Source organism: Thiomicrorhabdus sp. (assembly GCF_963662555.1).
GTDB lineage: Bacteria > Pseudomonadota > Gammaproteobacteria > Thiomicrospirales > Thiomicrospiraceae > Thiomicrorhabdus.
In genome coordinates this window covers 1,218,457-1,234,346 of record NZ_OY759719.1, presented here as the reverse complement: position 1 = coordinate 1,234,346, position 15,890 = coordinate 1,218,457, and the positions used below count along the sequence as shown (strand labels likewise).

General features: G+C 38.8%; 13 protein-coding genes. All 13 read right to left on the bottom strand.

Going from position 1 to position 15,890, the window contains the following annotated elements:
* Positions 1-183: 183 nt before the first annotated feature.
* The 13 genes from ACORJQ_RS05285 to ACORJQ_RS05225 all read right to left on the bottom strand — a co-directional run bounded on the left by ACORJQ_RS05285 (position 184) and on the right by ACORJQ_RS05225 (position 15,738).
* On the bottom strand, positions 184-963 hold the full coding sequence (locus ACORJQ_RS05285) for an SDR family NAD(P)-dependent oxidoreductase (protein WP_321326638.1): 780 nt from the start codon (positions 961-963) through the stop codon (positions 184-186).
* A gap of 123 nt (positions 964-1,086) precedes the next feature.
* Positions 1,087-2,154: an undecaprenyldiphospho-muramoylpentapeptide beta-N-acetylglucosaminyltransferase gene (murG, locus tag ACORJQ_RS05280; protein WP_321326636.1), complete on the bottom strand. Its 1,068-nt coding sequence runs from the start codon at positions 2,152-2,154 to the stop codon at positions 1,087-1,089.
* 183 nt (positions 2,155-2,337) lie between these two features.
* Positions 2,338-3,582: a putative lipid II flippase FtsW gene (gene ftsW, locus ACORJQ_RS05275; protein ID WP_321326635.1), complete on the bottom strand. Its 1,245-nt coding sequence runs from the start codon at positions 3,580-3,582 to the stop codon at positions 2,338-2,340.
* Between the two features lie 70 nt (positions 3,583-3,652).
* On the bottom strand, positions 3,653-5,065 hold the full coding sequence (gene murD / locus ACORJQ_RS05270; protein ID WP_321326633.1) for a UDP-N-acetylmuramoyl-L-alanine--D-glutamate ligase: 1,413 nt from the start codon (positions 5,063-5,065) through the stop codon (positions 3,653-3,655).
* 33 nt (positions 5,066-5,098) lie between these two features.
* Positions 5,099-6,181 carry a phospho-N-acetylmuramoyl-pentapeptide-transferase gene (mraY, locus tag ACORJQ_RS05265; RefSeq protein WP_321326631.1) on the bottom strand — a complete coding sequence of 361 codons (1,083 nt, stop codon included), beginning with the start codon at positions 6,179-6,181 and terminating at the stop codon, positions 5,099-5,101.
* A 95-nt stretch (positions 6,182-6,276) separates the two neighbouring features.
* Positions 6,277-7,857, bottom strand: a complete 1,581-nt coding sequence (locus ACORJQ_RS05260) for a UDP-N-acetylmuramoyl-tripeptide--D-alanyl-D-alanine ligase (RefSeq protein ID WP_321326629.1) — start codon at positions 7,855-7,857, stop codon at positions 6,277-6,279.
* Entirely contained in the window at positions 7,854-9,473 is a 1,620-nt protein-coding gene (locus tag ACORJQ_RS05255) for a UDP-N-acetylmuramoyl-L-alanyl-D-glutamate--2,6-diaminopimelate ligase (RefSeq protein WP_321326627.1), read from the bottom strand. Before ACORJQ_RS05255 ends, ACORJQ_RS05260 begins: the two co-directional genes overlap by 4 nt.
* A gap of 18 nt (positions 9,474-9,491) precedes the next feature.
* Entirely contained in the window at positions 9,492-11,417 is a 1,926-nt protein-coding gene (locus ACORJQ_RS05250; RefSeq protein WP_321326626.1) for a peptidoglycan D,D-transpeptidase FtsI family protein, read from the bottom strand.
* The gene (gene ftsL, locus ACORJQ_RS05245; protein ID WP_321326625.1) at positions 11,407-11,778 is read right to left on the bottom strand and encodes a cell division protein FtsL; all 372 of its coding nucleotides are present in this window, start codon (positions 11,776-11,778) and stop codon (positions 11,407-11,409) included. The genes ACORJQ_RS05250 and ftsL overlap by 11 nt, the downstream gene beginning before the upstream one ends.
* 76 nt (positions 11,779-11,854) lie before the next feature.
* Entirely contained in the window at positions 11,855-13,093 is a 1,239-nt protein-coding gene (gene ftsZ, locus ACORJQ_RS05240) for a cell division protein FtsZ (RefSeq protein ID WP_321326623.1), read from the bottom strand.
* A 77-nt stretch (positions 13,094-13,170) separates the two neighbouring features.
* Positions 13,171-14,100 carry a 16S rRNA (cytosine(1402)-N(4))-methyltransferase RsmH gene (gene rsmH / locus ACORJQ_RS05235; RefSeq protein ID WP_321326621.1) on the bottom strand — a complete coding sequence of 310 codons (930 nt, stop codon included), beginning with the start codon at positions 14,098-14,100 and terminating at the stop codon, positions 13,171-13,173.
* Between the two features lie 47 nt (positions 14,101-14,147).
* The gene (mraZ, locus tag ACORJQ_RS05230; protein WP_321326619.1) at positions 14,148-14,606 is read right to left on the bottom strand and encodes a division/cell wall cluster transcriptional repressor MraZ; all 459 of its coding nucleotides are present in this window, start codon (positions 14,604-14,606) and stop codon (positions 14,148-14,150) included.
* Positions 14,607-15,153: 547 nt separating this feature from the next.
* Positions 15,154-15,738, bottom strand: coding sequence for a DUF1294 domain-containing protein (locus tag ACORJQ_RS05225; protein WP_321326616.1), 585 nt, complete (start codon positions 15,736-15,738; stop codon positions 15,154-15,156).
* Between the last annotated feature and the right edge of the window lie 152 nt (positions 15,739-15,890).

Genomic DNA, 15,890 nt, shown 5'->3' with positions numbered 1-15,890 from the left:
AGTCTCTTCAATTAATTGACACATAATGAAGTTTGCTAGCAAATTAAGTGCCAGAAAAAGGAAGTGAATTCGAAAATTTTAATACTTAGCATTTAGAAATCATTAATAGAAAGCTTGATATGATTAGGCCAAAAATGTGGCCTAGAGTTGCGTTACTAGTAGAGGCGTTAATGTAAAGTGAGTTTAACGAACAGGGTAGTTTCCACGGGCAATTAAGCCGCCGTCTATCGTTAAAATTGAGCCTGTCATCCATTTAGCCGAGTCAGACAATAGAAAAGCGGTTGCTTCGCCCATATCTTCAACTGTTCCATAACGACCAGCCGGCATTTGGTCACACCATTTTTTTGCCATAGAAGGTTCGTGCAAAATTTTATTGGTACGTTCAACCGGCACGACACCTGGAGCTAAACCATTAACACGAATTCCGTGTTTGCCCCACTCAACAGCCTGAACTTTAGTAATTGCATCCAACCCCATTTTTGAAGCCGAATAAGCAGAAAACCATTCACAGGTTGCTTGACCATGAATACTGCTGTTATTAACAATAATACCTGGCTGTTTTGCTTCAATACAAGCTTTGGCAAAAGCGGTACTTAACTGATACGGTGCTTGTAAATTAACGGTTAACGTCTCGGCAAATTGTTCACCTAGCGGGTCATTTAAAGACGTACTTTTGGTGACAATACCTGCATTATTAACCAAACCATCTAAACCACCATAAAATGACCAGGCCTGGTTAAAAAAGTCGGGCAAATTAGAGAGCTTTTTAAAGTCGCATTTTAATAATTTGGCTTTGGCTCCAAGCTGTTTAACTTCTTGCAAGGTATTTTGAATACCAGACACATTACGGTTGTAATGTAATACTAACTGGCAACCTTCACGAGCCAAAACTTTTGCCATTCCAGCCCCTATTCCGCTTGATGCTCCTGTAATTAAAATACGTTTATTCTTTAAACCTTTCATTTCTTTAGCCCTGTTCGTTTTCTAACGACGCTTTATTTTGTGTGTATTTAACTTATTATTTAAATAATTAATTGCTTACTAACTTAATCAACTAACTAATTAACTTATTGTTTGAATTATTGCTTAACTCAAAATATTAAGTAATTGCTCAACAATCTTTTCTGTTGCTTGAGTCTTTGCTTGATAACGAATATTCATTGAGGCAGCAACCCGTTTTTCCGGCTGTTCACACCAAATAGTTAATGCCGCGGCCAAAACCTCTGGCGTTAGCTGATTTTGCTGAATGATTTCACCACCATCAAGATCAACCAGCGCTTGAGCATTTGCGGTTTGATGGTCATCTACTGCATGGGGGTATGGCACCATAATCGCGGGTCTTGCTGAGGCCATTAATTCACTCACTGTTAAAGCACCTGAACGGCATAACAGCATATCAGCACTGGCATAAGCCAATAGCATATTATCTATAAACGGTACAACATCCGCTTGCACCCCAGCATCGGCATAAGCTTGTTTAGCTTGTTGCAAAGTCTTTTCACCCGTTTGGTGTTTAACTACTGGGCGAATTGATTCATCCATTAAAGCCAAAGCTTTAGGCAAAGTTACATTTAAAGCTAAAGCCCCACGGCTACCACCTAAAACCAACAAGTGGCATGGCTGTGTATTCTCTACCACGTCAATCTCTTCTAGGCCCGCTCTAACAGGGTTACCAATATTAATAACCTTTTTACCTGTTATTTTTTTTTGTGGAAACGCGGTAATGACTAATTTGGCAAATGGGGCCAATAACTTATTGGTTAATCCAGGAATGGCATTTTGCTCGTGAATCACTAGAGGAATACCTAACCATTTAGCTGCCATGCCTCCTGGCCCACAGACAAAACCACCCATACCTAACACTAAGTCTGGCTGAATGTTTTTTATCAATGATTTTGCTTGTAGCCAAGCCTTGGTAACATTAATAGGAGCCTTTAACCAGCCTATTAAGCCATTGCCTCTTAGTCCTTTAATTGAAATAGTAAATAAAGGTATTTGGGCATTGTTAACCCAGGTGGCTTCCATTCCACCTTCTGTTCCTAACCAAACGACCTCAATATTTTTTTCTTGTAGAGCTTGTGCCAGAGCAATACCTGGAAAAACATGTCCGCCAGTACCGCCTGCCATAATTAATACTTTTTTTGTTTTTGTCATATACATCTTCTATTAATATTTTGAGATGAAATTTAAGGAATTTAATGGATTAAAATCTGCTCAATTTAAGTTTACCGTTGCTAACTCAAATTTGAATTTATAAAGACTGAATAACACATATTTTGATGCATGTTTTGATTTCACTTTAACGTCATGTCGTTCAGCAAATGATTAAGCCTAAACTTAACTACCTGCTATACCGCGTGATGGTGAGACTTTGCGTCTGCTTTTACGATGGTTCTGTTTTGGCTGTTCGGTTTCATTTTCATCTTCAACCTCTTCTTTTGGCTCTCTTGGATGATAACGCGTTTCATAATCTACTCTAAACACCACTGCCAAAGCGATACTAAGCAACAACACACTACTGCCACCATAACTCATAAAAGGTAAGGTTAAACCTTTGGTTGGAAAGGCCCCAAGATTAACCCCCATATTGATGCCAGCCTGCAAAATAATCCAAATCCCAATACCATAAGCCACCATACCGCCAAAGAAATGGTTGGCTTCAATGCCTTTTCGACCAATTCGGAATAAGCGATATAAAATACTTAAATACAGTATTACCAAAAATATCACGCCAACAAAACCAAATTCTTCAGCAAAAATAGAAAACAAAAAATCCGTATGTGCATCAGGTAAATAAAGCAGTTTTTGCACGCTGGCTCCAAGTCCGGCACCAAACCATTCGCCACTACCAGAAGCAATTAAGGCTTGAGTTAATTGATAACCTGCTCCAAATGGATCTTGCCAGGGATCCAAAAAGCTACTTACCCTGGCCATTCGGTATTTGGAGGTGACAACCAAAGCGACTAAGATAGTAACCATAGGTAAAACCGTTAGCACAAAATAACGCCACGGAGCACCTGCAATTAACAACATACCCGTAATAATGACCGCAATTACAAAGGTGCTTCCGTAATCAGGCTCCATTAACAGTAATATGGCCATTAAACCAAATGGCAAAGCTAAACGAATAACCGCACTAAACTCTTCTTTAACTGCTGAAGAGTGACGATCTAAGTAACCAGCCATAAAAAGCACGATGGCCAATTTCATAAATTCAGATGGCTGAAAGTTCATAAAGACAAGTGGTAACCAACGTTTACTCCCGTTGATTTCACGTCCAACTAATAAAACCGCTACCAGTAAAAAAATGGCAAGCAAAAAGATTTTACCGCGATGTTTCTCCCAAAAAGCCAGTGGAATTTGAAAAAAGATATATGCGGCTACCGCACCTAAACCCATAGACATCAGCTGTCTTATAAAATAGTGATCTGGGTTTCCAAAGCGCGTTTGACTTATCGCTACCGAGCTAGAGGCCACCATGGTTAGACCCGTTACTGCCAATATTACGACAAAACCTAATAGCCAAAAATCCATTGGCCACGCTTTATTTTGCTGTTGTAAATTGTGAATAAAGGCTTTCATAGGTGTTATTTACTCTTTTACCAGGCCTGGTAATTCTTGTTTAGTTAATATTTGTTTAGTTAATATTTGTTTAATTAATATCAGCTTGTTCATTAATCTCCACCTGTTCATTAATATGTATAACATTACAGGCTTGGTGCACTAACTCAACAAAATGCTCACCGCGTTTAACGTAATTAGCATATTGGTCAAAACTGGCACACGCTGGAGAGAATAAAACATAATCATTTGGTACGGCATTTTCTAACGCAATGGCCACTGCTGAGGCTAAATCTTCTACTTTAGTTATTTGTACATCATTAACTGAATACTGCCCCGCTTTGCTGATAGCGTTAGCAATAATATCTTGGTCTCTGCCAAGTAAAATCACTTGTTTACAATAGGTTTCAACAGGCTGTTTTAGGCCAGAAAAATCTGCGTCTTTTCCTACACCACCGGCAATCAAAATTAGTTGGCCTTTTGCCTGTCTTGCCTGTTCACCAATACTTTGAATCGCGGTAACTGTTGCTCCAACATTAGTGCCTTTTGAATCATTCACCCAACTAATATGATGAGCAACTTCAACCAATTCTGTTCTATGTGGCAGACCTGAAAAAGAGCTTAAGACGTTTTCAAAATGCTGGTTTTCTACATTAAAAGGTCGGCATAGAGCAAGCATGGCTAACGCATTTAACTGATGGTGCATACCTTGCATTTTCATACAAGAAACGGGCACTTGTGGATGGGCTCCATGACCTAACCAGGCCTGGTTATTTTGATAAATCACGCCATAATCCATATCGCTTTCAATACAGCCGTCTTGCAAACAAAAACGGGCAACATCCCCGTTGTGAATCAAGGCTTCAAGCCCAGAATCTTTTGGAATAACCGCTAAATCTGTTTCTGCAAACACTTTGGTTTTTGCATGGATATAGTCTTCAATAGCTTGATAACGATCCATATGATCTTCAGAAATATTAAGCACCGTGGCAGAAATGGTTGCTAATGAATAGGTTGTCTCTAACTGAAAACTTGATAACTCAAGAACATAAACGTCATATTCATTATCATCAATTAATAAATCAAGAGCGGGTTGTCCAATATTACCGCCTACTCCAACGCTATATCCTGCCTCTTGCAACACTAGACCGGTTAGCGTAGTGACCGTACTTTTACCATTTGAGCCTGTAATAGCAATGACAGGAACCCCAACAGCTCGCGAAAATAGCTCAATATCACCAATAATCTGTTTTTCGATTTTTTGCAGTGCTGTTACCCAAGGCTCAGATTTTGCAATGCCAGGGCTAAGAACAACAAACTCAAATTTCTTAAGCCAAGAATTTGGAATTTCACCTAATGCAAATTGCACCTCTGGAAACTGTTTTTGCAGCTCTGACACATCAAAATCTACTCGGGTATCAAATGCTAAACAAGGCTCACCCTGCGTTTGAAAATAACGCAATACCGATTGACCTGTTACCCCTAAGCCGGCTACTAAATACATCTACAAAACTCTCTATAAGCTGATATTTTTCTATTAACGCAGTTTTAAACTCGCTAATCCAATCAATACTAAAATAATGGTAATTACCCAAAAACGCACGATAACTTGTGACTCATGCCAGCCCTTTTGTTCATAGTGATGATGCAGCGGAGCCATTAAAAAGATACGTTTGCCGCGTAATTTAAATGAGCCTACTTGCAAAATAACCGATACGGTTTCAGCTACAAAAATCCCACCCATAATAAATAACACTAACTCTTGTTTTACCGCAACAGCCATACCGCCTAAAACAGCACCTATCGCTAATGAACCTACATCACCCATAAACACTTGGGCGGGATGTGCGTTGAACCATAAAAACCCTAAACCTGCTCCTACTAAGGCGGCGGCTAAAATGGTTAACTCCCCTACACCAGGTATATAAGGAATATTTAAGTAAGCAGAAAAATAGACATGACCTGACAAATAAGCAAACACCCCTAAAGCACCAGAAATCATAACCGTTGGCATAATCGCCAAACCGTCTAATCCATCAGTTAAATTCACCGCATTTGAGGTACCCACAATCACAAAATAACTTAATACAATGGTCCAGGCACCTAGGTGAATAACCGTATCTTTCATATAAGGAATTAATAAATCACTTTCGGCGGGAACCGTGGCCAAAGCAAATAGAGCGTAAGCGGTTGCAAAACCAATAATAGACTGCCATAAATATTTAGTACGAGCACGCATTCCATTTGGGTCTTTGTAAACCACTTTTTTATAATCATCAATAAAGCCAATAACCCCAAAACCAAGCATTGATAAAGTTACAACCAATAAATAGTGGTTAGTTAAGTTACCCCATAAAATCACGGCCATGGCAACAGAAAACAGGATCATGGTGCCACCCATTGTCGGTGTACCAGCTTTGATTAAGTGGGTTTGTGGGCCATCTTGACGAATCGCTTGCCCCACTTTTAATCGTGTTAACCAACGAATCATGGCTGGGCCGACCATAAATGACAAAATCAAAGCAGTTAATACACTCATTATGGCTCGCATGGTGATGTAGCTAAACACACCAAAACCTGAGATATATTGTTGTAAATATTCTGTTAAATAAATAAGCATATTGCTATTCCCTTTGCTTTGTCATCTATGAGCTTGCATTTGATGCATCTGTATTTTATGCACGAGTCATTATGTTTTTGCTATGGTGATTTTCACTATTGTGCCGCTAGCACCTGTTCAACCACTTTTTCCATCTTGGCACTTCTAGAACCTTTCACCAAAACGTTCATTGTTTGTTTTTGTTCTTCACAATCGTGCAACTCTTTTAATAACGATTGTGCGAGTAGATCGTGTGTTTCAAAGTAAAATGCGTTTTCTCCAAATACCTGTGGCATTGTCTTGGTATCTTGACCATAAACATAGAGGTTTTTAACCCCTCTTTTTTTAGCATATTCAGCAATATCCTGATGTGCCTGTTGAGAGGTTTCGCCAATTTCCGCCATTGCTCCCAGACACAGAGTTGCCTGGCCTGGTAAAGAGACTAAGGCATCAATTCCTGCCTTAACGGATTCTGGGTTGGCATTATAACTGTCATCGATTAACCAACCATTACTTATTCTGGTTTTTTGTAATCTTCCAGAAACCCCTGTAAAACTTACCAGGCCTGGTTGAATCTGGTTCCACTTTAACCCAGCCGCCAAGGCAACCGCTAAACAACCCGCTGCATTCATCGCGTTATGAAAGCCCAATACAGGCATTTCAACCGAATAACTTGCCGCTTTTATCTCTAAAACATTCACCACTAATCTAAAACTGATTGCCGAGACTTTTTCATTATTCACTTCTACGTTCGTTTCTTCTAAGTTAACCTTTTCGGTATTAACGACTTCAAAGTCAGATACCTTGATTTTAGCGGTCTCTTTAGTACCAAAAGAGATAATATTTTGAACGCCTAAATTCTCTAAGCTGGTTAACCAATCTTCATACCCTGGTGAATCTGTATTAATGATGGCGGTACCCGGTTTACGACCAGGTATTTTATTCAGCCCTTCAAAAATTTCACCCTTGGTATTGATAATACCTTGTAAACTGCCAAACCCTTCTAGGTGGGCTCCTGATGCATTATTCAGCAGAGCGATATCCGGCAAGGCTAAATGGGTTAAATAGCGAATTTCATGTAAATGATTCGCTCCCATTTCAATAATGGCAAACTCGTGTTCAGGGCGTAAATTTAATAAGGTTCTTGGAACACCTAAGTCATTGTTTAAATTACCAAATGTCGCCAAGGTACTGCCGACGCGACTAAAGATATTTTGTAATAGAGTTTTAGTCGTGGTTTTACCATTACTGCCCGTTACGGCAATCAAGGTTTTAACTGGCATTTGCAAACGATGCCAGCGAGCAAAAGCCCCCAATGCGATTCGAGTGTCGTCTACTTGTACACCTGGCACAATACTCTCAACATCTTCAGAGACTAAAACTGCAACCGCACCTTGTTGAACCGCTTTATCAATAAAATCATGGCCATCAAAGTTTTCACCTTTAATGGCAATATATAAAGCTCCCGGTTCTAGAGTTCGGGTATCGGTACTAATAGAGGTAAATTCTACTAAATCTGAAATAGGCCCAATTCTATCGCCATCAGTACTTTCGCAAAGTTGTTCTAACGTCCAAGAAAACATATTCAATTCCTTTTGTTTGTAAGGACCTGCATCACTATTCGTATCTATTTGTGCTTGTAAAGTTGCCACCAGTTGCTCGGCGTTTTCTGGATGCTTACTGTTTTTTAGGCTCATAAAGTTTTTGGCTCTTTGCCTGTTTTACGTTGCAATGTATTGAGCCAGCCATTTACGACATTGGCATCACTGTATGAGATTTTTTGACCTTTAATCTCTTGATAGTTTTCATGCCCTTTACCCGCAATAACCACAATATCGTCTGCAGTTACACTGTTTAAAACGCTTAAAATCGCTTGTTGTCTATCCAATTCTTTTGCCGCTTTTTGTGGCTGGCTAAGGCCGTTTACTATATCTAGCAAAATCTGTTGCGGCTCTTCATCACGCGGATTATCACTGGTTAACATCACCTTATCCGCTAAGTTTTCTGCAATTTTTCCCATTAAAGGTCGCTTACCTTGATCACGGTTACCGCCACAACCAAACACCACCGTAAGTTTGCCCGCAGAATCTTTTAGATGAGCCTTAATCGCCATTAAAATTTGCTGTAAAGCATCGGGCGTATGGGCAAAATCTAAAATAATGGTTGGTGACTTGGTTGACTCAGTTGACTTAGCCAATATTTGCATACGCCCGGCAACTGATGTGAGAGTGCTTAAATGATTAAATAGCTGTTTTGCATTGAAATCATTTACCAATAAAATCGAGCAGGCACAAAAAACATTTTCTAAATTAAACAATCCCATTAATGGTAATTGAACACCTTTAACTGAGGCTTGCTCTTTTAACTGAGCATCAAAAACAATACCTTCAGGATTTAAATGACTCTCTGTGCAGACTAAATCAGCTGAGCGATCTAAATTTTCTGCATTGGCGTTATAACACCAAACACCTGTTTCATGATTAGCTTTAGCATCGACACATAATTGCTCACCCAATGAATCATCCATATTGAGTACTTGGTTTTGAGTTTTATAATCGCTAAACAATTTGGCTTTTGCTTGTTGGTAAGCCTCTTCCGTGCCATGAAAATCAATATGATCACGAGTCACCTGAGTAAGAGCCACAGTTTGAAAAGACACGCCTTGAATACGTCCTAAACACAAACCGTGAGATGAGACCTCCATAATGACCCACTCAACACCTTGTTGATAAAACTCATGCAATAAACGATGCACCGTCACACTTTCTGGCGTGGTGTTGGTAGATTGCTGTATGGCATCAATTGGCCCATTGCCTAACGTACCTATTAAAGCGACTTTTTTGCCAAAACTTTTTAGCAATTGCCCAGTATAAAACGCGGTGGATGTTTTACCGTTGGTGCCAGTGATACCTACCACTTTAATATTTTGACTAGGATAGTTATAAAACCATGAAGCAAAATCACCAATAAACTGACTTATATCTTCAACAATCCAAACTTCACAAATTGAATCACTTTCATGTAATAGTGTGTTCTCTTGTTCTGTTAATTCTCTATCGCAAATTACCAGGCCTGGTAATTTATCTAAAACATTGGCTAAGAAATCAATACCGTGCCTAGTTTCACCTTGTACTGCAAAAAACAAATCATTTTGAGTGATCTGTCTCGAATCTAACGAGATATTGATAATACTGTTTTGTGAATTTTGTAAATCAAATTTACCAGGCCTGGTAAATTCAAAATACGCTGAAGCTTTGCTTAAAAACTCAGCAATATCCAACACCGTTTTACCGTTAAATCTTGGCTGACTCATAAACAAAAACTCGCCATATTAATGTCCCACCGCTATTTCATCTGGTGGCACATTTCTTAAACGTAACGCCTCTTGCATCACCTCTTTAAAAGCAGGAGCAGCAACCGCACCGCCGTAATAAATACCTCTACTCGGTTCATTTACAGTCACAATCATCACCATATCTGGGTCAGAAACCGGAACAATGCCTGCAAATAAAGATAGGTAGGTATTTTTTTCATACCCACCTCCTTTATTGGTTTTATGAACCGTACCCGTTTTACCCGCAACCCGGTAACCTGGAATTTGTGCTTTAGGGGCGGTGCCCCCTTTGGCAACAACGGTTTCCATCATCTCTAAAACTTCTTTAGCCATTTCAGGTTTTACCAACTGTTTACCCACAGGAGGTTTGTTTAATTTAATTAAACTCAGAGGCAACATCTCACCTTTATTTGCAAACAATAAGTAAGCGTGAGCTAAATCTAATAAATTGGTGTTAAAACCATAACCAAAAGAGGTAGATGCTTGATCTATTTTTTGCCACTGGTCCGCAGGTTTTAAATACCCCATTGCTTCACCAGGTAAAAACAAGCCGCTTTCTTGACCAATACCTATCTCAGCCCAAAAACCACGTTGCTGTTCTGGGGTAAGTTTAAAAGCAATTTTAGAAGCCCCAACGTTACTGGATTTTTGAATTACTTCTAATGGAGTGATTATCCCATGATCGTGAGTATCGGTAATTCGGTTCCCTTGAATACGAATAGAACCTGGACGAGTGTCAATTTTAGTTTCAGTGGTAATAACGCCTTCATCCAATGCTTTAACAATGGTAAAAGGTTTCATGGTTGAACCGGGTTCCATTAAATCAGTAATCGCTCGGTTTTTTATACCAATACCCTTCCTTTGGCTTGGATCATTAGGGTTAAAACTAGGCAAGCTCACCATCGCTAATATCTCACCTGTTTTAGCATCTAGAATGACAGTGCTAGCAGATTTAGCCTGATGTTCAATCATTACTTTTTTAAGAGCACGGTAAGCAAAGTACTGAATATTTTGATCAATACTCAAGGTCATGGATTTACCAGGCTTCGCGGCTTTAACGTCTTTAATAAAGTCGACTACATGCCCTGCTCGGTCTTTTACCACTTGTTTTTTACCTGGAACGCCTTCTAACCAACTGTTATAAGCTAACTCAATTCCCTCTTGGCCTTTATCGTCAATATTAGTAAACCCAAGTAAATTAGCACTACTTTCTCCTGCTGGGTAATAACGACGATATTCGCCTTGGGTATACACGCCAGTTAAATGCATATCTTCAATTTTTTGTGCAACATTAGGCTGTAAACTTCTTTGCAGATAAAGAAAACGTCGCTTAGGGTGTTTGTAAATTTTTGAGGTAATTTCTAAACGATCTTTACCTAAGGCTTGAGCCAATCTTGATGGTGTATAACGATAACGATTAATTAAACGCATATCGACCCAAATTGAAGGCAGTACTTTATTTACCTCAACATGATTAGTTGGTGTGTCATAACTTAGACCAACATATTTGGTATAAGTACCAGGCAACTCTAATTTTGCTAATTCATCAATGATATTTTTATCGGTTACTTGCTTAATAAAACTGAGTTTTTTATAGCGATTTTGTTTACCCAAAGCAGTTAACTCTGAATCGCTTAAGCCAAGTAAATCAAGAAAAGCCAAATAGTTTTGTTCATGTTTAATGACCTCTTTTGGATCAACCCACACTGAAGCCATTGGCGTACTTAACGCTAATAAACTACCATTTCGGTCATAAATCTCACCTCTTGGAGCGGGAATAGCGATGGTACGAATTTGACGTTTATCACCTTCTGCCTGTAAAAAATCAGTTTTAATGACTTGAACATAAAAAGCTCGTACACCAATTGCCACAAAACCTAAAAATATTAAGGCATAAACAACAGAATCACGTTTAATGTTCAACTTGCTCAGCCTCTTCAGTTTGGTTATTGATATTTTCTACATTAGGAAAGGCCGGCTCAACATACAGGTATTGAAAGTGCTCTTTATCTAAGGTCATGCCCAATTGCTGTTTAGCAATTTGTTCAACCATATTTGGAGAGGTAAGGTGTTTTTTCTCTAACATCAAACGCCCCCATTCTTCTTTTGCAACTAGGGATTGTTGTAAAGATTGATAATAGCGGGATTCAATATTACGAATTTTATGTTGTACATGAACAATAGCCAGCAAACTTGCACAAACAAGAGTGACTAAAATAAATAGAAAAAACCCACGCCACTTAAAATTCTTTAAGTGAGTGGGCTCTGGGAACCTATCATGCATATCGAGAACCCGACATGTCAATGCTTGACTTAACTTCGTTTTATGACCGTTGGACAAACGCTCAAATTAAACGAAATTAGTCTGCTTGGCGTCTTAAGAAAGCAGGAATATCTAAATAATTAGAGCTTTCCATACTTCCAGCCATACTACCATTTACGGCCATTTTAGGACGTACAACTTCTGGCTCAGTCGACAATAAATCAGGTTGAGTCATTGCTGCTGCCGCAGGCATAGAATTTTCATTTACCGCTTTAGGAGCTTCTTCAACAACTGCTGCTGCCGCTTGTTTAGCTTCTTGGTTTGCTTTAACCGCTTGTAAGTTTGGCTTAACCGTTTCTGGCTTACCATTTGCATCTAGTGCAGAAGAAAGCCCCGTTGCTACAACAGTAACACGAATTTCATCTGTCATAGATTCATCAACCGATGTACCAATAATTACACGAGCATCAGCCGCTGCAACCTGATCAATAACATCACCTACTTCATTAAACTCACCTAAAGTGAAGTCAAGACCACTTGTAATGTTAACTAAAAGACCACGAGCACCAGAAACTGAGATATCTTCTAACAGAGGGTTAGCAATGGCTTTTTCGGCCGCTTTGATGGCTCGGTCTTCACCAGTAGCGTGACCCACACCCATCATTGCCATGCCACGTTCACCCATAACAGTACGTAAATCTTCAAAATCCACGTTAATCATACCTGGGCGAGTTACAAGCTCAGAAATCCCTTGAACAGCACCAAATAGTACTTCGTTAGCGTAATCAAATGCCTTAGCTAATACAAAGTCACGACCTAGTACTTTTAATAATTTATCATTTGGAACCGTGATTAATGAATCAACGTGTTCTTGAAGCTCAGCAATACCGGCTTCTGCAATGTGGTTGCGACGTTCAAAACCAAAAGGCTTACTCACAACACCTACAGTAAGAATACCCATCTCACGTGCAGCTTGTGCTACTACTGGGGCAGAACCTGTTCCTGTTCCACCACCCATACCAGCTGTAATAAATACCATATCGGCATCTCTAAGCTGTTCTTTTACTGCATCAATATCATCTTTAGCAGCTTGTCTACCACGCTCAGGATCTGCACCCGCACCTAATCCACCCGCACCTAATTGAATGCAAGTGTCTACTGAAGCACTTTCTAATGCTTGAGCATCTGTGTTTGCGCACATAAACTCAACGCCCTTCACGTTTGAGCGTACCATATAATCAACGGCGTTACCGCCGCCCCCGCCTAAGCCAATAACTTTAATGACCGGCATACCAGGTGTCCGAACTGGTGTAACTTCTTTTCCTACAAAATTCATGGCGACGATTCCCCTTAATCAGCATGATAAACAGTAAACAAACTTTTTTTGATTTAACAATGACTTCTTAAGTCAGGTTAAATTTTTTCTGCAATTCTCAATACCGCACTTCGTGATCTTGAGTTTTGCTTGCACTCCTCTGTGCTAGGAAAGACAGGCTTTCCTACTTTCTTCAACACCGGCTCAATAACTTCTAACTGAATCGGTGAATCAGGAAACAGATCTCGAATCCTCGATTGATCTCGAATAAATACTTTAACTATTCGATCTTCTAGCGAGTGAAAGCTAATAACTGAAAGCCTTCCTCCTGGTGCTAGAATCTCCATTGAAGATTCCAATACATTCTTTAATACATCCAACTCACGATTTACCGCAATACGAATTGCTTGAAACGTTCTAGTTGCAGGATGTTTATTTTTTTCTGTCTTTGGCGATACTCTTTGTACTAACTTAGCCAAATCCAATGTTGTTTGTAATTCATCTCGCTCAGAGGCTTCTTTTATCTCTCGAGCAATACGGCCAGAAAATCGTTCTTCGCCGTAATTTTGTAAAACCAACTTTAAGGTTTTTTCATCAACTTGTTTTAACCACTCTTTTGCACTTAACCCTTCTTCAGGATTCATTCGCATATCAAGAGGCCCTTCACGCATAAAACTGAAACCGCGATCAGCATCATCTAACTGTGGTGACGAAACGCCTAAATCTAAAAGCAGCCCATCTACCATGCCAACCAAACCACGTTCTTCACAATACTGCTTAACATTTTCAAAACTGCCGTACTGAATTTCAAAACGCTTATCTTTAAAATGTGTGTTTGCGTACTCTATGGCTTCGGGGTCTTGATCTATCGCAATCAACCGCCCATTTTCACCTAATCGTTTTAACAACGCCGAGCTATGACCACCTCGTCCAAATGTGCCGTCAATATAAATTCCATTTGGTTTTATATTGAGCCCATCTAAAGATTCATTTAAAAGAACTGAAAAATGTGTTTCTTGTGAATCCACGCTGCACCCTTGTTTTGGTCTAAGTAACTTGTATTGTGAATTCTAAATTACAAACTTAAGCTTGCAAGTGATTCTGAAATCTCGTTTGACATCGCCGTATCCAACATTTCTGGGCGACTATTATCCCAAGCTTCTTGCGACCACAATTCAAACTTATTACCCTGGCCTAACAATATGGCCGGCTTATCAATATTGGCATGCTCTCTCAACAAGCTCGGTAACAAAACACGACCTTGTGAATCTATTTCCATCTCAGATGCATGACCCAATAGCAAACGCTGGTACAATCTCGCCTGTGGATCAACGTTTGGTAATGACATTAATTTGCGTTCAATGATTTCCCATTCGTCTAGGGTATAAATCAATAAACATGGACTGTGTAAATCAATCGTGGCAACCAATTGGTTATCACTTGCGTCAGCAATTGACTCACGATACTTCTTAGGGATAGCCATTCTTCCCTTAGTATCGATGCTGACCGAATTGATTCCTCTAAAAAAAAGCATTTTTACCACTTTTCACCACTTTGCCCCACTTGGTGCCACTATATGGAGTTTTGACGCCACTGTCAACCGCTTAAAAAGGTAAATTCTATTTACTGACAACAACTTACGGAGCATTTAGAAGAATACGAAAATATTTTACATAAAATTTTTATCTATATTTATCAATAAGTTATAAAACTTATAAAAAAGTTATTTTAACTACGGACAACAACATTCTGTCTTTACATTGGTAAAATTACATAGCCTTTCATAACCATCCTTAAAGCCATATATATGAAAGCAGAAAAAATTAAACACAACATATAGTATTAACAAATATATAAAAATATTTTTTTAAAGGAAGTGGGGATTTTTTCCTTTTTTTTAAAAAAAATTAAAAAAAGTGGAAATTTTGACCTTTTTTAAGAAATGAGACGAGTCGAGCTAAGAAGTGGTTTGTAAAAATGAGTAAAGAAATTTGCCTGTTTTATAAGCATTGCAAGCTTAGCTAGCAAAAATACTTTTTATCATTTAGAAAAGCAGTAAATAGTATCGTAGCAAACTAAAGTTAAATAAAAGCAAACTGAGTTTGAGTAGAAAGCCAGTACAAACCACCTAGATTAGCAATAACGGTTATCCAAAAAATTGAACGGAATGGTTGTTTTTGAGTTTTATGCCTTAATTTTTGTTGTGCCACCATCGCACCTGGCCAACCGCCAATTAAAGCCAATAGATGTAAAGTGTTTTCAGACGTTCGCCAACTACCGCTTTGAGCCGCAGATTTATCAATCCAATAGACAATAAACGTCAATAAGCTGATTACTAAATATCCAATAGGTATCCAGTAATTTGATATTTGTATTAGCGAGTACAAACTGATTGCTACTAATGATATTAAAGCGATCGCAGTATTAAAGATTGAACCTGAAGAAGATTTTTCATAGGGTAAAAATTCACCACATAACATGGCCGCCTTGCCACAATCTCTTCCTTTAATATCTTTTGCATGAATAAAGCTAATTGTTTGACCAATTTCTGGCTTCCAATTGAACTCTTTGATATGAATAAAGACTTCTTTATGTCCATTCAATGGCTTCACAAATCCAAATCCCTTTTTATGATTCCAAGAGACTATTTTTCCTTGTATTCGCATTAACTTACTCCCAAACTAAAAACACAGACATACATTATACGTAAATAGTAGTATCGAATAAATATTATCAAGTATATTATTAATAGGTAAAACTAAATAGAGCCTAATTTGATTTTTGGTACAGTTTAATAAATATTTAAAATTTCAAAAAG